Annotated in this window: 20 protein-coding genes and 1 pseudogene; 18 read left to right on the top strand and 3 right to left on the bottom strand. The window is 57.9% G+C overall.

Annotated elements, in window-relative coordinates; translation table 11 throughout:
- Positions 1–110: 110 nt before the first annotated feature.
- The 3 genes from rny (at position 111) to AC5FXY_RS05915 (ending at position 3,522) form a co-directional block, all read left to right on the top strand.
- Positions 111–1,775 (top strand): ribonuclease Y, encoded by a 1,665-nt coding sequence (rny, locus tag AC5FXY_RS05925; protein ID WP_493555721.1) that lies wholly within the window; start codon positions 111–113, stop codon positions 1,773–1,775.
- Positions 1,776–2,155: 380 nt separating this feature from the next.
- Complete coding sequence (locus tag AC5FXY_RS05920) at positions 2,156–2,887, top strand: hypothetical protein (RefSeq protein WP_493555720.1); 732 nt, start codon at positions 2,156–2,158, stop codon at positions 2,885–2,887.
- A 191-nt stretch (positions 2,888–3,078) separates the two neighbouring features.
- Positions 3,079–3,522: a hypothetical protein gene (locus AC5FXY_RS05915; RefSeq protein WP_493555719.1), complete on the top strand. Its 444-nt coding sequence runs from the start codon at positions 3,079–3,081 to the stop codon at positions 3,520–3,522.
- 72 nt (positions 3,523–3,594) lie between these two features.
- On the opposite strand, the gene sucD is transcribed toward AC5FXY_RS05915, so the two are convergent.
- Entirely contained in the window at positions 3,595–4,488 is an 894-nt protein-coding gene (sucD, locus tag AC5FXY_RS05910) for a succinate--CoA ligase subunit alpha (protein WP_493555718.1), read from the bottom strand.
- Between the two features lie 245 nt (positions 4,489–4,733).
- Here sucD and AC5FXY_RS05905 point away from each other — a divergent pair.
- Positions 4,734–5,711: pseudogene (locus AC5FXY_RS05905) on the top strand (PLP-dependent cysteine synthase family protein); the annotation flags it as partial.
- Between the two features lie 73 nt (positions 5,712–5,784).
- Positions 5,785–6,192, top strand: a complete 408-nt coding sequence (locus AC5FXY_RS05900; RefSeq protein WP_493555717.1) for a response regulator — start codon at positions 5,785–5,787, stop codon at positions 6,190–6,192.
- A gap of 101 nt (positions 6,193–6,293) precedes the next feature.
- On the opposite strand, the gene ade is transcribed toward AC5FXY_RS05900, so the two are convergent.
- Positions 6,294–7,964, bottom strand: coding sequence for an adenine deaminase (gene ade, locus AC5FXY_RS05895; protein WP_493555716.1), 1,671 nt, complete (start codon positions 7,962–7,964; stop codon positions 6,294–6,296).
- Positions 7,965–8,047: 83 nt separating this feature from the next.
- Here ade and AC5FXY_RS05890 point away from each other — a divergent pair, with 83 nt between their 5' ends.
- The 9 genes from AC5FXY_RS05890 (at position 8,048) to AC5FXY_RS05850 (ending at position 13,943) form a co-directional block, all read left to right on the top strand.
- Positions 8,048–8,209, top strand: a complete 162-nt coding sequence (locus AC5FXY_RS05890; protein ID WP_493555715.1) for a hypothetical protein — start codon at positions 8,048–8,050, stop codon at positions 8,207–8,209.
- Positions 8,210–8,264: 55 nt separating this feature from the next.
- Positions 8,265–8,945: a hypothetical protein gene (locus AC5FXY_RS05885; protein ID WP_493555714.1), complete on the top strand. Its 681-nt coding sequence runs from the start codon at positions 8,265–8,267 to the stop codon at positions 8,943–8,945.
- An 89-nt stretch (positions 8,946–9,034) separates the two neighbouring features.
- On the top strand, positions 9,035–9,613 hold the full coding sequence (locus AC5FXY_RS05880; protein ID WP_493555713.1) for a hypothetical protein: 579 nt from the start codon (positions 9,035–9,037) through the stop codon (positions 9,611–9,613).
- 16 nt (positions 9,614–9,629) lie between these two features.
- Positions 9,630–10,019 carry a hypothetical protein gene (locus AC5FXY_RS05875; protein ID WP_493555712.1) on the top strand — a complete coding sequence of 130 codons (390 nt, stop codon included), beginning with the start codon at positions 9,630–9,632 and terminating at the stop codon, positions 10,017–10,019.
- Between the two features lie 173 nt (positions 10,020–10,192).
- Positions 10,193–10,612: a hypothetical protein gene (locus tag AC5FXY_RS05870; RefSeq protein ID WP_493555711.1), complete on the top strand. Its 420-nt coding sequence runs from the start codon at positions 10,193–10,195 to the stop codon at positions 10,610–10,612.
- A complete protein-coding gene (cmk, locus tag AC5FXY_RS05865; protein ID WP_493555710.1) occupies positions 10,613–11,317 on the top strand; it encodes a (d)CMP kinase in 705 nt (234 codons plus the stop codon).
- 111 nt (positions 11,318–11,428) lie between these two features.
- Positions 11,429–12,313 carry a 4-hydroxy-3-methylbut-2-enyl diphosphate reductase gene (locus tag AC5FXY_RS05860; RefSeq protein WP_493555709.1) on the top strand — a complete coding sequence of 295 codons (885 nt, stop codon included), beginning with the start codon at positions 11,429–11,431 and terminating at the stop codon, positions 12,311–12,313.
- Positions 12,314–12,397: 84 nt separating this feature from the next.
- On the top strand, positions 12,398–12,934 hold the full coding sequence (locus AC5FXY_RS05855) for a DUF502 domain-containing protein (protein WP_493555708.1): 537 nt from the start codon (positions 12,398–12,400) through the stop codon (positions 12,932–12,934).
- Between the two features lie 196 nt (positions 12,935–13,130).
- Positions 13,131–13,943 (top strand): alpha/beta fold hydrolase, encoded by an 813-nt coding sequence (locus tag AC5FXY_RS05850; RefSeq protein WP_493555707.1) that lies wholly within the window; start codon positions 13,131–13,133, stop codon positions 13,941–13,943.
- A gap of 12 nt (positions 13,944–13,955) precedes the next feature.
- On the opposite strand, the gene AC5FXY_RS05845 is transcribed toward AC5FXY_RS05850, so the two are convergent.
- A complete protein-coding gene (locus tag AC5FXY_RS05845) occupies positions 13,956–14,510 on the bottom strand; it encodes an O-acetyl-ADP-ribose deacetylase (protein WP_493555706.1) in 555 nt (184 codons plus the stop codon).
- 164 nt (positions 14,511–14,674) lie between these two features.
- On the opposite strand from AC5FXY_RS05845, the gene AC5FXY_RS05840 reads away from it, so the two are divergent.
- The 4 genes from AC5FXY_RS05840 to rimK all read left to right on the top strand — a co-directional run bounded on the left by AC5FXY_RS05840 (position 14,675) and on the right by rimK (position 17,814).
- Complete coding sequence (locus AC5FXY_RS05840) at positions 14,675–14,968, top strand: 2TM domain-containing protein (RefSeq protein WP_493555705.1); 294 nt, start codon at positions 14,675–14,677, stop codon at positions 14,966–14,968.
- 62 nt (positions 14,969–15,030) lie between these two features.
- Positions 15,031–16,128, top strand: a complete 1,098-nt coding sequence (locus AC5FXY_RS05835) for a PQQ-dependent sugar dehydrogenase (RefSeq protein ID WP_493555704.1) — start codon at positions 15,031–15,033, stop codon at positions 16,126–16,128.
- A 192-nt stretch (positions 16,129–16,320) separates the two neighbouring features.
- Positions 16,321–16,800, top strand: coding sequence for an ATP-dependent zinc protease family protein (locus tag AC5FXY_RS05830; protein ID WP_493555703.1), 480 nt, complete (start codon positions 16,321–16,323; stop codon positions 16,798–16,800).
- Between the two features lie 51 nt (positions 16,801–16,851).
- Positions 16,852–17,814: a 30S ribosomal protein S6--L-glutamate ligase gene (gene rimK / locus AC5FXY_RS05825; protein WP_493555702.1), complete on the top strand. Its 963-nt coding sequence runs from the start codon at positions 16,852–16,854 to the stop codon at positions 17,812–17,814.
- The last annotated feature ends 97 nt before the right edge of the window (positions 17,815–17,911 follow it).

The raw sequence follows: 17,911 nt of genomic DNA, 5'->3' as shown, positions 1-17,911 counted from the left end.
CGATTTCGCTTACGGCCTTGGGCAGACGGCCCGGCTGGTGACTGCCGTTGCGGCAGAACGCTTTGCGCAGGCTATGGTGTTTGTTCCATCTTCCCCACATACACCATACCATGCCCGACATATTATACATCGTGCTGGCAGCCGTAGTAGCCCTTGCCGTGGGCTTCTTCATCGGCCGGCAGGTGGCAGGCAAAGCCCGGCAGGACGCCGAAGCGCAGGCTCAGGCCCGCGCTCAGGAGCTCCTGCAGGAGGCCGAAGCCAAAGCCAACCGCATCCGCGAGGAGCGGATTCAGCAAGCCAAAGACAAAGCTCGTCAGATTCGGAATGAGTCTGAGCAGGAACTGCGTCGTCTACGTCAGGATGCCGACCAAGACCTCGCCCAGCGCCGCGAAGTAGTGGTGCAGCAGGAAGCCAGCATCAAGCAGCTTACCCAAGCCACCCAGCGCCAGCTGGAGCAAGTGCAGCGCAAAGAGAAAGAACTTGATACGCTGCGTGAGAAGGTTTCCAACGAGGCCCAGCGCCTGCAGGAGAAGTTTGAATCCCAGGAAGAAAAGCGCCGTGCGGCGCACGAGCAGCTAGAAGACCGCCTGCACCGCGAGCAGCAGGAAGCCGAAGGTATGCGCCACGAGCTGCAGCAGAAGCTGGAAGCTATTGCTGGCCTTACCGCTGCCGAAGCCCGGGAGCAACTAGTGGAGTCGCTCAAGAATGAAGCCCAAATTCAGGCGTCGTCTTACATTAAGGACACCGTAGCGCAGGCCCGCCTCACGGCTACCAAAGACGCCAAGAAAGTAGTGCTGGAAACCATTCAGCGCACCGCCGCCGAACACGCCATTGAGAACTGCGTGTCGGTGTTCAACATCGAATCCGATGATGTAAAGGGCAAGATTATCGGCCGGGAAGGCCGGAATATTCGTGCCTTGGAAGCCGCTACCGGCGTCGAAATCATCGTGGACGATACGCCCGAAGCCATCATTATTTCAGGCTTCGACCCGGTGCGCCGCGAAATTGCTCGCCTCTCGCTGCATTTGCTGGTGAAAGACGGACGCATTCACCCGGCCCGCATAGAAGAAATCGTAGCCAAGACGCGCAAGAACATCGAGGAGGAAATCGTCGAAATTGGTGAACGTACTATCGTGGACCTCGGTATTCATGGTCTGCACCCTGAACTGATCAAGATGGTAGGCCGCATGCGCTTCCGTTCCTCTTACGGACAGAACCTGCTGCAGCACTCCCGCGAAGTAGCCAACTTGTGTGCTACCATGGCTGCCGAGTTGGGCCTGAATGTTAAGCATGCCAAGCGTGCCGGTCTGCTGCACGACATCGGAAAAGTAAGTGCTGAAGAGCCCGAATTGCCCCACGCCATCCTTGGTATGGAGCTGGCCAAGAAGTACAAAGAGCACCCCGACGTGGTCAATGCCATCGGCGCCCACCACGATGAGATGGAAATGACCGCCCTGATTTCGCCCATTATCCAGGCCTGCGACGCCATCAGCGGCTCGCGCCCCGGCGCCCGCCGTGAGATGATGGAAAGCTACATCAAGCGCCTGAAGCAGTTGGAAGAAACCGCCCATGCCTTCAAAGGCGTAAATCAGTGCTATGCCATTCAGGCAGGCCGCGAGCTGCGCGTGATTGTAGATGCTGAGAACGTAACCGACGACCGTGCCCAGGAGCTATCTTCCGAGATTTCGCAAAAAATCGAGAAGGAAATGCAGTACCCCGGCCAGATCAAGGTGACGGTAATTCGCGAAATGCGTGCCGTAGCGTACGCCAAGTAGCAAAGTAGTTTCGCTGTAAAGCTGCATAACTACAATAGCATAAAGCCTTGCTGGCCCGCCGCAACTGCTGTTGCGGCGGGCCAGTTGCGTTTGGGCCCTCTCTACGTTCGCGCAGACGTTGCGCTCGATGCGGGCAAGTAGTGTTTAAAAGGCCGGCCCGGGTAGGCTTAATCAGCGCAACGTACTGGCCGGCGTTAGCTCCACGGCCAGTGGATTCTTGGCCTAGCCTGGACAACTATTAGGGCGTTGAAGTGCTCAATATCACTCGTATGTGTAAACTTGGGGCTTCAACGAGTTGGGAGCCTATGGAGAACAGACGAGGTTTTTATACAACGAATTGGCGCTTCATGCGTTGGAAGCGCACACCCATTCCTTTTGTTGTGGCCGTACGTCGACTGTTGCTGCTGGGCCTGCCGCTCGTGAGCGGCTGCTCCTCCGTTCATTTTCCTCCTCCCGCCGCTGCGCCCATGCTTACCCAAAAGGGCGAGTTTAGTGGCGGCCTGCACTCCGACTGGAAGGCCAACGTCACCGCCCAGGGCGCATACGCCGCCGGGGAGCATGTGGGCCTGATTGCCACCGGCTCCTTCCTGCACACTAACCGCAAGCGCAAAGTCTACGACCAGGACTTCGGCGAAGTAGGCGCGGGCTATTACACACGCTTCGGCGCTGATAAGGGGCGCATTCTGGAAGTGTACGCCGGTGCCGGCTACGGCAAAAGCAAGCTAACCGAGCGCACTGCCAGCGGCGAAATCACCAAAACCGTGGAAGCGCGGCTAGAGAAATACTTTGCCCAGGTAAACTACACCAAGAAAGACCGCGAAGAGTTTGAATTTTTGGGCCGCACCTGGCCCTTCCGCTACGGTGCCGCCTTGCGCCTAAGCTACATGAACACGCCCGAGTTGCGCCTCAACGGCCAGCTCATTCCCAGCGAAGACAACATATTCTTTGAGCCCGTAAGCTACACGCGCATCGGGCTGGTAGGCCCACTGAAGTTTCAGGCCATGAGCGGCTGGAACTTCGGCCTGAAAAACCGCAAGTACCTCACCGCCGGTAATTCCGTGTTCAGCCTAGGATTGATCATCAACGTGGGCGGCGACGGGCGAGGGGAGTAGGCAGACGAAGTCAAAATCGGAGGAGTATGGGAACAGATCTAAGGCCGATTGCAAATCACACAATCAGATTCAAGCAAAGAAGCGTAGGGGATGTAGCCCAAGAAATAGAGGATATACTAAATAGAATTACGCTTACGGAGTCGGGTTTTCTACTTTCCTGTGCTAAGGAATGGTACGCGAACCGAACCGATATGAAATCGGCCATTCAGAGAACGGATTGGGTATGGCAACAAGAAAGCAGTTTTGACTATGCCCGCGACCATGTTTTAGAATTCGTCGGTCCGTTTGCACTAACCATCACAGCCGAGGAGCATTACATAGAATTCTGGAACCCGCCGTTTCGCTACCGACAATGGTTCTGTTTACAGATGCGGGATGGTTCCGATCCTACCTATTACCGCAACAAATGGCGGAAATACTTTCAGCAAGTAGTGTATAGCCTTGGCGGAGACCGACTTCTATATGCTGCTGACAATTCACATCCGCTGGAGGAGTATACTTATACTGATGTCAGTTTTGCGGAAATTGAAGAACGTCTTTTGAGAGAAATGGGACCATCGAGGCAAAGTTTTGCAGAAGTATGCGCTAACGATGCCAATTCATACTTCATGGACAACTTTGCAGACCTTACATGAAATAAGGCCATACTAAAAGCCCCAGCCGTTGAAGAACGACCGGGGCTTTTCTCACGAAGAGGCAGTCAACGTTTATGCCGTCACTTTGTCGCCTTGCAGCACGCGCAGCATCGTGTCACCGATTTCGGCTGGCGAGTCCACCACGTGGATGCCGCACTCACGCATGATAGCCATTTTAGCCGCAGCCGTGTCGTCGGCGCCGCCTACGATGGCACCGGCGTGACCCATGCGGCGGCCGGGAGGCGCCGTCTGGCCGGCGATGAAGCCAACTACGGGTTTCTTGTTGCCGGTTTCTTTGATCCAGCGAGCCGCTTCGGCTTCCATGCCACCGCCGATTTCCCCGATCATCACGATGCCCTCGGTTTCGGGGTCGTTCATCAGCAGCTCTACCGCTTCTTTGGTGGTGGTGCCGATGATGGGGTCACCGCCGATGCCGATAGCCGTGGTCTGGCCCAGGCCAGCTTTGGTCAGCTGGTCTACTGCTTCGTAGGTCAGCGTACCGGACTTCGATACAATACCGATTTTACCTTTCTGGAAAATAAAGCCGGGCATGATGCCCACTTTGCACTCGCCAGCCGTCATTACGCCGGGGCAGTTCGGGCCGATCATGCGCAGGCCTTCGCGGCCTTGCAGGTATTCCTTCACCGCAATCATGTCCTTGGTCGGAATGCCTTCGGTGATGGTTACGATAACCTTGATGCCGGCATCAGCAGCCTCCATAATAGCGTCAGCGGCAAAAGCCGGGGGCACGAAAATGATGGTGGTGTCGGCGCCGGTTTCGCGTACGGCGTCGGCTACGGTGTTGAATACGGGCTTGCCGAGGTGGGTCTGGCCGCCTTTGCCGGGCGTTACGCCGCCCACGACGTTGGTGCCGTAGTCCATCATCTGCTGGGCATGGAACGAGCCTTCGGAGCCCGTGAAACCCTGCACAATCACTTTCGAGTCCTTATTGACCAGTACGCTCATGTGGGAATGGAGTGAAGATAAATCAGAGGAAAAGCCCGCCTACGGCGAGCCGTCCGCAAAGGTAGGCTTTTCAGGCAGCGGGGCAACCCGCCTGCGTGGCATTCCTGCCGAGTAAAGCACCCGATACCATTACGGCGGCGCGGAACGCAACAGCCCCACACCGTGTTATCGTGCGCTTAACTGTGATAATAACGGGCAGCAGGCTACGGGTTTTCTTACCTTTGCGCTTTCCCAACCTCCCACTCATGTACCTTAACAACATCGTTGAAGCCATCGGTAATACGCCGTTGGTAAAGCTGAATAAAGTAGCCGACGGCATTCCCGGCACCATCCTGGCAAAGGTGGAGTATTTCAATCCTGGCAACTCGGTAAAGGACCGCATGGCCCTGCGCATGATCGAGGACGCCGAAAAAGCTGGCCTGCTGAAGCCCGGCGGCACCATCATTGAGGGCACTTCCGGCAACACCGGCATGGGCCTCGCGCTGGCCGCCATTGCCAAAGGCTACAAGTGCATCTTCACGATGTCGGACAAGCAGAGCAAGGAAAAGCAGGACATCCTGAGGGCGGTAGGCGCCGAGGTCATCGTGTGCCCTACCAACGTGACTCCCGATGACCCCCGCTCTTACTATTCTGTAGCGCGCAAGCTGAACGCTGAAATTCCGAACTCGTTCTACCCGAACCAGTACGACAACATGTCAAACTCGGCGGCGCACTACGATACTACTGGCCCGGAGCTGTGGCAGCAGACCGAGGGCAAAATCACCCACTACGCCTGCGGCGTGGGTACGGGCGGCACCATTTGCGGCACCAGCAAGTACCTAAAGGAGCAGAATCCGAGCCTCGTGACGGTGGGCCTGGATACCTACGGCTCGGTATTCAAGAAATACAAGGAGACAGGCATCTTCGACGAAAACGAAATCTACCCGTACAAGACGGAAGGTATCGGCGAAGACATTTTGCCCAAAAATGTCGACTTCGACCTGATCGACCTCTTCATCAAGGTTGGCGATAAAGAAGCCGCCGTGATGACGCGCCGTCTGGCCAAAGAAGAAGGCTTGTTCGTGGGGTGGTCGTGCGGCTCTGCCGTGCACGGCGCCCTAGAGTATGCCAAGGAAAATCTGAAGGCCGACGACGTGATGGTCATCGTTCTGCCCGACCATGGCACGCGCTACCTAGGCAAAGTCTACAACGACGACTGGATGCGCGAGCAGGGTTGGCTCGATTAATTTTCAGTATCTTAGTATTCCGACTGCAAGGCGTGGCCGGTTATGTTCAACGATAAACCAGGTCCACGATATGTCACGTAAGCTTCAACACGTCGTCCTGATCGACGACAACGAAACTACCAGTTTTCTGAACAACCGCTTGCTGCAGCGGCTGGAGTTGGCTGAGAACATTACCTTGTTTACCAACGCTGAGCAGGCGTTCAATCAGCTTTGGGGTAATGATTCCGCTGCTGCGCCGGACCTGGTGTTCGTCGACTTGAAAATGCCCGGAATGGATGGCTTCGAATTTCTGACGAAGTACAGCCGCTTGGCGCCGGAAGTGCGCGAGAAAACCGTCATGACGGTGCTCACTACTTCCATGCACTCGGCTGATACCACCCGCGTGGCTCAGTACGAAGGCGTGGAATACCTAGCCAAGCCGCTCACCGAAGAGAAAATGCGCATGCTGCTGGATAAGCGGTTTGCCTTTGCGAATTAAGCCTCGCACAGCCCATAAAAAACCGCTGCGGCACGCCTGCGCAGCGGTTTTTTTATGGACTGTGCGCAATGCTCGGCAGTCTGGTGAGGTTGTGCCTTGGGTTACATTAGTACGGGCACGAACTCGAACTTCTCGCCATCAAACAAGCCTTTGTCACTGAGCTTGAGGGCCGGAATCACCAATAAGGCCATAAACGACAACGTCATAAACGGTGCCCGCAAAGGACTGCCAAGTTGCTTGGCGAGTTGGTCGATGGCCGTGTACGCATCGGCCACGGCGTAGCCTTCGCCATCGGACATAAGGCCTGCTACGGGCAGCGGTAGCAGCAATTCCTCGCCATCGGCACCTACGGCTGCTAGGCCTCCCTTTGCTTCGATTACCAGATTCACGGCACGGGCTATGGCCTCGTCCGAACAGCCCACGGCGGTGATGTTGTGCGAATCGTGCCCGACGCTGCTGGCCAAAGCACCACGCTGCAGCCCGAAGCCGCGGATAAACGCAACGGCGGGAGCTGCACCGGCTTCGTAGCGGTTGACCACGGTGAGTTTCAGCACGTCATTGGCTACGTCGGGCTGAAGAAAGCCGTTTTGAACGGGTATGCTGGCCGGATCGGCGCTGGTGATAAGCTGGCCGTCGTAGCAACGAATAGCACGCACCGAGGCGGCGGTGGCCGTGGCATCGGCAGCGGCTAGGGCGAAGTCCTGAGGTTGCACCGGGCGGGCGTGAAAGTTGTTGGGGGCGCCGTTTTGGCCGGGCGGAAGCAGGGCGCGACCTTGTTCGGCCACCAACTCACCGCGCAGGTAGGTTTGCTGCACCCGAAAGTCCTGCAGGTTATCGACCACGATAAAATCGGCGGCGTCGCCTTCGCGCAGTTGGCCCACGGGCAGTCGGTAGTGCTGCACGGGGTTCAGACAGGCGGCACGTAGTACTTTCCATACCTCAATGCCCCGGGCCACGGCCCGCCGCACGAGGTCGTCGATGTGGTTCAGTACCAATGAATCGGGGTGCTTGTCGTCGGAGCAGAACATGATGTGCGCCGAATGCTCATGCAGCAAGTCCACCAGTGCATCGAAGTTGCGGGCCGCCGAGCCTTCCCGGATCAGTATATGCATGCCACAGGCCAGCTTATCCAGCGCCTCTTCGGCGGTGAAGCACTCGTGGTCGGTGCTCATGCCGGCTGCAGCGTAGCGGCGGGCATCGTCGCCGCGCAGGCCGGGCGCGTGCCCGTCAACGGGCCGGTTGTACTGCCGCGCCAGCTGGATTTTGCGCAGCACATCTGGGTCACCGTGCAGCACGCCGGGCCAGTTCATCATCTCGGCCAAGTACCCAATTTCGGGCTTCTGAAACAACTGCTCAATATCCTCGGCGGTGATGGTGGCACCGGCCGTCTCGAAGATGGTGGCCGGCACGCAGGACGGCGCCCCGAAGCAGAAATGAAACGGCGACTGCCGGGCATTGTCGAGCATAAACTCCACGCCGGCCACACCCAGCACGTTGCCGATTTCGTGTGGATCGGACACCGTTGCTATGGTGCCGTGCACTACCGCCAAGCGAGCAAACTCCGCCGGCACCAGCAGCGAGCTTTCTACGTGTACGTGGGCGTCCACGAAGCCCGGCAGGGCGTAGGGCAGAGCTGCATCGGCAGGGGAGGCGGCGTTGTCGTAGTAGGCGATGCGGGCTATCTGACCAGCCGCCACATGCAGCGTGGCTGGGCGGGCCGTTTGGGCAAGGATATCGACGACGTTGGCGCGCAGGGAAAAATCAGCAGACATATCTCAGAAGAACGAAAACAGTATTGGGCGGCGTTGAAGCCAGCGGACAAAGAAGGTTATCTTTGTTTGAAATTCGATTATCGGTGAGAAAGACGCTAACCATGCTGCTGGCGGTGATAACCCTGGCGGCCACCTTGCCTGTTACTTCCGGCTGCGCCCGTCGCACGGCCCAGCAAAAGAAGACTGCCTCCTTTAAGCGCAAAGCCAAAGGCGGCAATACGCCCTGCCCCTGCGACAGCCATTAACCGAGCTGCCAAGGTTAGCTTATACTATTTGCAGTCTTACCCTTTCCGTTTATTTATGCCCCAACCTTTACTCCGCCGTTTCTTTTGCGCCGCCACGCTGGTAGCTGCTTTAGGAATGAGCACCGCCAGCCACGCGCAGATCGGCCTGATAATGGCAGCCACCCGCCTCGGCACGAGTGCCGTGATGCTTGCCACCGCTGACAATCAGTTTCAAATCAAAGGCCCCGGTAGCTATCAGCTGGCTGAGTCCGACTGGCAGCCCGGAAAGGTGCTGCTCTCCAACACTCTGCTGACAGTGGGCAGCGGCAAGGAGACGCAGGAACTGAGCTTGGAAAAGGTGCAGCAAGTGGTGGTGCGGACTGATACGTTTGTGGTGGTGCGTAATGTAAAGTTCCCAAATGCCAATGCGCTGACCGCTGCGCCCACGCTCGGCCGCCGTACGTGGCGACATGAGAAAGTGGAACTGCTGGAGTATCATGCAGCCGCTGGTGTGCTGCCGATGCTACGGTTCCCCGATGGCAAAGTGCTGGTGCTGCCCAATAAACCCAAGGATTACCGGGCGGCCATGCTGTTGCTCGTCGGCGACCATCCGAAGCTGGCTGAGCAGCTTCGGACCAACGTACTGGAGCCTTTGCATACGCGTTCTATCTTGCTGGCTTATCTCAAGTGGAAACCCACTGGGTTTGACACTACGGCCGCCTTTGCGCCTTCACAGCCACAAGAGGCTACTAAGTAAGTCCTAGTTACTTTATGAGAGTAGCTGTAATAAGTGGCGCAATGTTGCTACTTGGTTGTTGCCTTGAGGCGGCTGCTCAAGGACCAGGTATGATGACGCTCCCCGTCGTCAAAATGAAAAAACACAAACCAGGTACTTACCAAACGGCGGACGGAAATTGGCATAGCGGCCGCTTGTATTCTGAAGGCGGAGAACTGCTTAGTGTGCGGGAGGTGGGTACAAAAGGTAAAAAGCAATACCTGCCTGGTGAAGTGATTCGCTTCACAATCAGGCAAGATACTTTTGGTATTCCGCAAGGCTACTACGTGCACAATCACGGTCAGGTCACCAATGCCTTTAGTAAACAGCTGTACCGGACCACGAAGCACGTCTTGTACTTCTACCAAGGGCCAGAAGGCAGCCACGGTTTATTGCCGGAATTCAACCAGCACTCCGGAGAAGGTGAACGTTTCGTGATGGTACAGGCTGTAAACGGCTCTGCAGTGCGTGTACCTCAGGGGCGCGGCACCTTCACTGCGGCTATGTTACCCTTGTTCGGCGCCTGCCCCGCAGCAGCGGAAGGCATTCGCAAGGGCAAGCTTGGTCCTCAGCACATGCGCAAGCTGATGAACATGTACGCCGAATGGGCACGCGCAACCAACACTACCGTACCTGCGTCAACTCCATAAACAAACTACTGCGGCCATGTCCCACCACGAACTAGCCCACCTTCAGCAAGCTGCTGAGGCCGTCCGCCAGCAATTAAAGGCCAATGAGTTCGACGAAGCCGCTGTGCAGCGCCTCACCGAATTCATCGAAGAGCAGCGGCCGCTGCTCACCCGCGACAACATCCAAGGTGTGGTAATCGCACTGGGCGCCTTCTTCGGGCAGTGCCTCGTGCAGGGATACGAGGGCGAGTGGGCCTCGGCCCCCGATGGCACCACCGGCGTGGGCTTCCGCGGCGAACGGTTCTTTAACCCTTTCTTCCGGGTGATGCTGCAGCTCGACAACGGCTTGAAGGAATCCGTAGCCGAATTCTATGCTTCCATTCCGGCTCGATTAGCTGAACCGTCCAAACGCAAGGGCTGGATCTAGCGGAATTTCGCTTTGGTACTTTCTTTAAATCATCTTATTCGATTCTAATAATCGCCCCATCTGGGGCGTTTTTTTTGCCCATACGTTCGGCTAAATCACAAAAAACTTGTAACTACGTAATTACCCCTTCGGGGGGTTGGCTTTCTTTCCTTCTTTCTATTTCTCCTATTGCCATGGAAGAGTTGCGTTCAGCCGCCGAATCTGTGCGGCAACAACTCAATGTACCCGCTTTCGACGAAGCCGCCGTGCGGGTCTTGACTGACTTTATCGAACAACAGCGCACCGAAATCGGTGAGGCTGAAAAGCCCAACGTAGTCAATGCGTTAGGTTGCTTTTTGGGCGAGTGCATCATTCGCGCTTTTGGGGGGCAGTGGCAACACAATGCGGCCGGAGTTGTGGGCATCCAACTTGGAGCGCATACCTTTGTGCGGCCGTTCGAGCACGTGGACCGGCAACTGACGCATGGACTCACCGAATCGGTGGTCGGGTTTTACCAATCGGTACCCGAGCGCCTGTCGGCGCAGCCCGCTCGCCGGTTGACGTGGATTCCGCTCCCGCTCCCGACGACGGCCCGCCGACCGCTCACCATCTAGATGAAAAACATCGTCATAGCCATCGACGGCTACTCTTCCTGCGGCAAAAGCACCACGGCCAAAGCCGTTGCCGCCGAACTTGGCTATGCTTATATCGACACCGGGGCTATGTACCGCGGGGTCACGCTTTACCTCCTCGAGCACAACATCTCGTTCGAGGACTTGCCACGGGTGGAGGAAGCCCTCCACCAAATGCAGATTACCTTCAAGCGAAACCGCCGAACGGGACGCAACGAGTTGTGTCTCGACGGCGCGATTCGCGAGGATGACATTCGCCAGATGCGTATCTCCAACTCCGTGAGCGAGGTGTCGGTCATTCCGGCCGTACGCCACGCCATGGTGCGCCAGCAGCAGCGCATGGCGCGCAAGCGCGGCGTGGTGATGGATGGCCGCGACATTGGAACCACCGTGTTTCCGGATGCCGAGGTGAAGGTGTTTATGACGGCCGACGTGCACATTCGGGCCATGCGCCGCCAAACGGAGCTGGCTGCCAAAGGCGAAATGGTCAGCCTCGACGACATCGTGGTGAACCTGCAGAAACGCGACTACCTGGATTCTACCCGCGCCGAAAGCCCACTGCGCCGCGCCTCCGATGCTGTGCTGCTCGACACCTCGCACATCACCATTGATGAGCAGGTTGATTTCGTGCTGGAGCGCGTGTCATCGATACTGGTAGACGGACTGCGCGCCGCCGAGAACAACTAATTCCTGACAACCAGTCTGCTACTGCATCGTTGGAATGATTCGTGCTTGGATGCACGTTAGTCGGCAAGCCTGAGGCAGGCAAGCCGGCCCGGCTTTAAGAACCCGTCTGACATGAACGTCACTATCGATAAAAACTCAGGCTACTGCTTCGGCGTGGAATATGCCATTCAGATGGCAGAAGACGAGCTGGCGCAGTCGGAGGCGCTGTATTGCTTGGGCGACATCGTGCACAACCGCATGGAGGTGGAGCGCCTGCACCAGCAGGGCCTGCGCATCATCGACCGGGAGCAACTGCGCGAGCTGCACGACTGCAAGGTGCTCATCCGGGCTCACGGCGAGCCGCCCGAAACTTACCAGTTGGCCTTGCAGAACAACATCGAGCTGATCGACGCATCGTGCCCGGTGGTGCTGAAGCTGCAGAACCGCGTGAAGCATGCCTTCGACGTAACGCAGCGCCAGGATGGCCAAATCGTGCTCTACGGGCAGCCCGGCCACGCCGAGGTAACGGGCCTGAACGGCCAAACCGGCAACCGCGCCATCGTGGTGATGACCGAGCAGGACCTCGACCAGATCGATTTCCGACGGCCCGTCACGCTGTTCAGCCAGACCACCAAGAGTACGGCCGGCTTTTACCATATGAAGCAGCTCATCGAGGAGCGTATCGCGGCCGCTGGCGGCGAACTGACTGCTTTCGATGCCAACGACTCCATCTGCCGGCAGGTGTCCAACCGCGAGCCGCAACTGCGCAAGTTTGCGGTGGAGCACGACGTAGTGGTCTTTGTGAGCGGCCGCAAGAGTTCCAATGGCAAAGCCTTGTTTCAGGTCGTGAATCAGACCAACCCGCGCAGCTACTTCGTGGAAAACGAGCAAGAATTGCAGGAAGAATGGTTTGAAGGCACTGCCTCAGTAGGCATTTGCGGGGCTACCAGCACGCCCATGTGGCTCATGCAGCGCGTGGCCGACCGCATTGCCGAAGTGGGAGAGGCCGTAGCTTAACGCGTGCCATTGGTACATCGCCGTACTAGGGCTTTTCGGTAGTTTGCGCCTGGCTTTGGCTGGGCGCTTTCTTTTTTCGCCGTGATGAAAAAAATAATTGGCTACTTCTTACGCGGGCTGCTCATTCTGGCGCCCGTTACGCTTACCATCTACATCCTGCTGGCCATCTTCCACTGGCTAGATGACGTGTTCAACGTGGGCTACCCGGGGCTAGGCCTCGGGATGGTGCTGGTGCTGCTGACCGTCGTCGGATATGTAGGGTCGCAGGTCCGTCCGTTTATTGTGCTGGGCGAGCGGATTCTGAATCGGCTGCCGGTCATCAGCATTCTGTATTCCAGTATCAAGGATGTATTTGACGCGCTGCTTGGCGAAGAAGCCAAATTCAACCACCCCGTGCTGGTGAAGGTGTTTAAAGGCAGCGAGGCCTACAAGCTGGGCTTCGTGACGCAGGAAACCATGGAAGCCATCAGCCGCGCCGACCTCACAGCCGTGTACTTCCCCGACTCTTACAACTTCTCGGGCGAGCTGCTGCTCGTGCCCCGCGAAAACGTAATTCACCTCGACCTGCCCAGTTCGCAGGTAATGAAGTTCGTGGTATCGGGCGGCGTAGCGAAGCTGTAGTTGACTAGGTGACAAGTAACAAGGGCAGGTTTAGCTGTCAGCAAGAGGAACGCAAGGAATGGGGTGTTGGGGTCTTATGGAACCTTACCAGATTCCTCGCGTCGCTCTTGATGACAACCCGTTGCAACTACAAGCTTACTAGATCAGTAACAACCTGTCACCTGTCACCTGTCACCTGTCACCTGTCACCTAAGTCATGTTTGTTGAATCGGGCCGTACCAAGCTGCATTACCAGGTATATGGCCGCGGGCCGTTGCCGGTGCTGGCCTTTCACGGCTACGGTCAGAGTGAAAACCACTGGCGTAACGTGGCTGCTTTGCTGGGTGAGCGAATCACGGTGTACTCCTTCGACCTTTTTTACCACGGCCGCAGCCGGTTGGGAAAGGCCGACGCGCCGCTACCCAAGCGGCGCTTGACGGAACTGTTGACGCAGTTTTTAAGTGAGCAGCAAATCGACCGATTCGGCCTGTTGGCCTTCAGCATGGGGGCAAAATTTGCCTTGACGCTGGCCGAAGCTTTGCCAGAACGCGTCTTACACCTCTGGCTGATTGCGCCGGACGGCATCAAGACGCAATTCTGGTACTCTTTGGCTACCTATCCGCCCTGGATGCGCGGCGTACTGGGCCGGGCCGTGCTGCGCCCCCAGCGCCTACTGAACCTGCTCGATACCCTGAAGCAGCGCCAACTGGTAAATGCTAACCTCGTCGGCTTTGCCAAATGGCAGCTCGAAAGCCGCGAAAAGCGCCTGCGTGTGTACCGCAGCTGGACGGGCTTTCGTCACTTGGTATTTGACACGCGCCGGCTGGCACAGCTGCTGAACCGGCGCCCGACGCCCATTACTTTTTTCCTGGGTAAGTACGACCGCGTGATTCCGCACGCCGGGCTGCGTGAATTCATCGGCTTGCTCACCAACGCGCACACCGTGCTGCTGGAAGCAGGCCATGCCGGGCTTATTTATGACGTGGCAGGCTACCTCAGGCGGCATCCGGAGGAGCTGCGTTGGGAGTAAAACGCGCCGCGGCTACTTGGCCTGCGCGTGTAGCTCCCGTTCGTACAGCTGCAGGTTCTCGGCGTCTAACACGACGAATACTACCGTTTCGGGCAAGTCGTGCGTGGCCAGGAATTCCCGCACCGTCTGTACCGCAATGCGGGCCGCTTCGGCCTTGGGGTAACCGTAAATGCCGGTGCTGATGCCTGGGAAGGCAACGCTGCGCAAGCCGTGCTGCGCCGCCAGTTGCAGCGAATTCTGATAGCAGCTGGCTAGTAACTGCGGCTCCTCCTGGCCACCACCCTGCCACACCGGCCCCACCGTGTGTATCACGTGGCGGGCTGGTAGCTTGCCGCCGCTGGTCATCACGGCCCGGCCGGTGGCCAGACTACCCTGCCGGGCCCGAATAGAGCGGCACTCGTCCAGAATTTGGGCACCGCCGGCGCGATGAATGGCGCCATCAACCCCTCCACCGCCCAGCAGCGAAGAATTCGCCGCGTTGACGATGGCCACGGTGTCGATGCGGGTGATGTCGCCCTGAGTGAGCTGGATGCGGCCGAAGGTCTGAGGTGAAGCGGGAGCGGTCATGGTAGTGGGGCAAATACAGGGGTAAGATCAGATGTGCTGCTAACGGTTCGTAAGTCTTATTAGACGGTTCAGCCCCAAAGGTTGCCACTTCAGTGTATTCGTTGATGCATATAGTAAGGCAAATCAATAGGTTCGAATCATTAATTCACTTAACCGTCATTGTAATGGAAACCTCAGCCCGCGACCCGCAACTCTGGCGCATGGCCAAAGCCCGTGTCCGTTTCAAGTCCCACGCAGTGACGTACCTATGCGTGAATGCGCTGCTGTGGGGCATCTGGTTTGTGACGGGTCAGTATGCTGACCGAAACTTTTTCCCGTGGCCCATTTGGCCAACGCTTTTTTGGGGCATCGGCTTGGCTTTTCAGGGGCTTAATACCTATGGAATCATAGGCCCCGCCAATTGGTCGGAGCGCGAATACGAACGGCTGCAGCGGCAGCGCGAGGCTGGCCGCATCTAGCCCACAAGGCGGCGCGCAACCTTTGCCCCCCCGACGGGGTTGGGGGAGGTATGATCCGCCGATTGCTTCCCCTGCTCTTGCTGGTGCCCCTGACGGGGGCCCGCCCCACCACGCCGGCTCCCGGCGACTTGTCTCAAATCAAGCTGCCTGCGGGCTTTCGTATCAGCTATTTCGCTCAGAATGTAGCCGGTGCCCGTTCCTTGGCTCTCGGCTCCGATGGAACCGTGTACGTGGGTACCCGCGGCACCAAAGTATATGCGCTGCCCGACCGCAACAAGGATGGCCGCGCCGATGAGCTGGTGACGGTGGCTTCGGACCTCAACGAGCCCAACGGCGTAGCCGTGCGCAATGGTGCGCTGTACGTGGCCGAAATCAGCCGCATTCTGCGCTACGACAACATCGCCGCCCGGCTCAAACAAAGCCCCAAGCCGGTGGTAGTATATGACCAGCTGCCAACGAAGGAACACCACGGCTGGAAGTACATCAACTTCGGGCCCGATGGCAAGCTGTACATCCCGGTGGGCGCGCCCTGCAACGTGTGCCTGCCTGAGTCACCTATCTTCGCCACTATCAACCGCATGAATCCTGATGGCACCGATCTGGAGACGGTGGCCTACGGCGTGCGCAACAGCGTCGGCTTCGACTGGAGCCCTGTGGACAAAGCCCTGTGGTTTACCGACAACGGACGCGACATGCTGGGCGACGACAAACCCGCCTGCGAGCTAAACCGCCTGCCCACGCCCGGCCTGCACTTTGGCTTCCCGTACGTGCACCAAGGCGACCTGCTGGACCCGCAGTTCGGTAAGGGCAAGTCGGCCAGCACCTACACGCCCCCGGCGCAAAAGCTGGGGCCGCACGTGGCGCCGCTGGGCATGAAGTTTTATACCGGCACCATGTTTCCGGCGCAGTACCGCAACCAAGTGTTCATTCCCGAGCACGGGTCGTGGAATCGTTCTTCCAAAATCGGTTACCGCATTACGCTGGTGAAGGTGGATGCCAGCGGCAAGAAGGCCACTGGCTACGAAACCTTCGCTTCGGGCTGGCTGCAGAATGGACGTTCGTGGGGGCGCCCCGTGGCCTTGCTCGTGTTGCCCGACGGTTCGTTGCTGGTGTCGGATGACCAGAACGATTGCGTGTACCGGATTACGTACGCCGGGTAACGGCTGCACTCTAGCTCATAGACGAGCACCCGCTTAAGGCCTGCGCAGTAGCGCGGGCCTTTTTGTTGTGGGAGCGATAAAAGCTTAATTGGGCAGCGCTTAAAAACGCAATAAGGAGCTCAGGAAGCCCCTTTTGAAAAAAAACCGCGCCGGCTGCCAGTCGACTGCGCGCGCCGCCCGTATTTTGCTGCTGTGAAACAAAGCCACCCCCGACGACCCCCGAAACGCATCGTAGGCCGCCGCGAGCTGGTCGACTTTCCGCAGTTTCAACTGCGGGGAGTAGAAGCCAAGGTGGATACCGGCGCGTATACCGGCGCCATCCATTGTTCCAACATCCGCGTGGAAACCCTGCCGGATGGGCGGCCCTTGTTGCGCGTGCTGCTGCTCGACGATGCGCACCCGGCCTTTCACGGTAAGCCGCTGCAGTTTGAAGAGTTTTCCTTGCGCGACATCCGTTCCTCGAACGGCGAAGTGCAGGAACGCTACGTCATCCGGGCCATCATCCGGTTGTTTGGGGAAGACTTCGAAACCGAATTTTCCCTTTCCGACCGTTCCGACATGAAGTACCCGGTACTGATTGGGCGGGTGCTGCTGCAGCAGGCGCGCCTGGTAGTGGATGTGGCCCGGCGCAACCTGTCGTACAAGGCTCAACACCGCACGATTCCGGACTAAATCCGGTGTCGGCATCCCTGTTTTTTCCTCCCCAGCTATATCCTCGCCCTTATGAAACTGGCGATTCTCTCGCGTGAGTCCAAACTATATTCCACGAAGCGACTGGTAGAAGCGGCCCAGCTTCGCGGCCACGAAGTGGAGGTAATAGACCATTTGCAATGCAACCTGGTACTGGAAAAAGGTGCTCCAAGCATCATTTACGAAGGTCGCCGCTTGGAAGGCTTCGACGCCATCATCCCGCGCATCGGGGCTTCGGTCACGTTCTACGGCACGGCTGTAGTGCGACAATTTGAGATGATGAAAGTGCGCACAGCCGTCGAAAGCCAGGCCATCGTTCGTTCGCGCGACAAGCTGCGTTCCATGCAGATCCTGGCCCGGGCTGGTGTGGGCATGCCCAAAACGGCCTTCACCAACTTCTCGGAGGAAGTGCTGGAAATGATTCAGCAGGTGGGCGGCGCGCCGGTTATTATCAAGCTGCTGGAAGGCACGCAAGGGCTGGGCGTGGTGCTGGCCGAAACCGAAAAAGCAGCACAGTCGGTTATCGAGGCCTTTCACAACCTCAAAGCCCGCATCATCGTGCAGGAGTTCATTGCCGAAAGCAAAGGCGCTGATCTGCGGGCTTTCATCGTCAATGGGGAAGTGGTAGGGGCCATGAAGCGGCAGGGCAAGGAGGGCGAATTTCGCTCCAACCTGCACCGCGGTGGTACCGGCAAGCTGGTGAAGCTCAGCCGCGCCGAAAAAGCCGCAGCGCTGCTGGCCGCCAAAGCCCTGGGCCTAGGTATTGCGGGCGTGGACATGCTGCAAAGCAAGCGCGGCCCGCTGGTGCTGGAGGTAAACTCCTCACCGGGCCTTGAGGGCATCGAAAAAGCCACCGGGCTGGACATTGCCGGTAAAATCATCGATTACACCGAGGAGCTGAGCAAGAAGAAGAAGGGCGTCAAGAAGAAGGAGAGCAGCCAAACCACGTCACGGGTATCGTTGCCCGACAGCCAGTCGGACGAACCCCGAGTGTAGTGCGCTCCAGCCTCGGAGCACCTTGTGGCTAGCTTAGAACCAAGCCTGCACTTTGCTCGGGAGCCCGGCTTTAGCCTGCTCGTAAGAAATGGGAATT

This window comes from Hymenobacter sp. FMD4 (assembly GCF_058932745.1).
The sequence above is the reverse complement of the archived record's forward strand: the minus strand, read 5'-3'. Positions and strand labels throughout refer to the sequence as shown.

Excerpts from the sequence above, each read along its gene's own strand:
- AC5FXY_RS05915 (WP_493555719.1), top strand. The coding sequence starts at position 3,079 with ATGAAATCGGCCATTCAGAGAACGGATTGGGTATGGCAACAAGAAAGC.
- cmk (WP_493555710.1), top strand. The coding sequence starts at position 10,613 with ATGAAAAACATCGTCATAGCCATCGACGGCTACTCTTCCTGCGGCAAA.
- sucD (WP_493555718.1), bottom strand. The coding sequence starts at position 4,488 with ATGAGCGTACTGGTCAATAAGGACTCGAAAGTGATTGTGCAGGGTTTC.
- AC5FXY_RS05875 (WP_493555712.1), top strand. The coding sequence starts at position 9,630 with ATGTCCCACCACGAACTAGCCCACCTTCAGCAAGCTGCTGAGGCCGTC.
- AC5FXY_RS05870 (WP_493555711.1), top strand. The coding sequence starts at position 10,193 with ATGGAAGAGTTGCGTTCAGCCGCCGAATCTGTGCGGCAACAACTCAAT.
- AC5FXY_RS05900 (WP_493555717.1), top strand. The coding sequence starts at position 5,785 with ATGTCACGTAAGCTTCAACACGTCGTCCTGATCGACGACAACGAAACT.
- AC5FXY_RS05845 (WP_493555706.1), bottom strand. The coding sequence starts at position 14,510 with ATGACCGCTCCCGCTTCACCTCAGACCTTCGGCCGCATCCAGCTCACT.
- AC5FXY_RS05850 (WP_493555707.1), top strand. The coding sequence starts at position 13,131 with ATGTTTGTTGAATCGGGCCGTACCAAGCTGCATTACCAGGTATATGGC.
- AC5FXY_RS05860 (WP_493555709.1), top strand. The coding sequence starts at position 11,429 with ATGAACGTCACTATCGATAAAAACTCAGGCTACTGCTTCGGCGTGGAA.
- rny (WP_493555721.1), top strand. The coding sequence starts at position 111 with ATGCCCGACATATTATACATCGTGCTGGCAGCCGTAGTAGCCCTTGCC.
- AC5FXY_RS05840 (WP_493555705.1), top strand. The coding sequence starts at position 14,675 with ATGGAAACCTCAGCCCGCGACCCGCAACTCTGGCGCATGGCCAAAGCC.
- ade (WP_493555716.1), bottom strand. The coding sequence starts at position 7,964 with ATGTCTGCTGATTTTTCCCTGCGCGCCAACGTCGTCGATATCCTTGCC.
- AC5FXY_RS05855 (WP_493555708.1), top strand. The coding sequence starts at position 12,398 with ATGAAAAAAATAATTGGCTACTTCTTACGCGGGCTGCTCATTCTGGCG.
- AC5FXY_RS05880 (WP_493555713.1), top strand. The coding sequence starts at position 9,035 with ATGATGACGCTCCCCGTCGTCAAAATGAAAAAACACAAACCAGGTACT.
- AC5FXY_RS05885 (WP_493555714.1), top strand. The coding sequence starts at position 8,265 with ATGCCCCAACCTTTACTCCGCCGTTTCTTTTGCGCCGCCACGCTGGTA.
- rimK (WP_493555702.1), top strand. The coding sequence starts at position 16,852 with ATGAAACTGGCGATTCTCTCGCGTGAGTCCAAACTATATTCCACGAAG.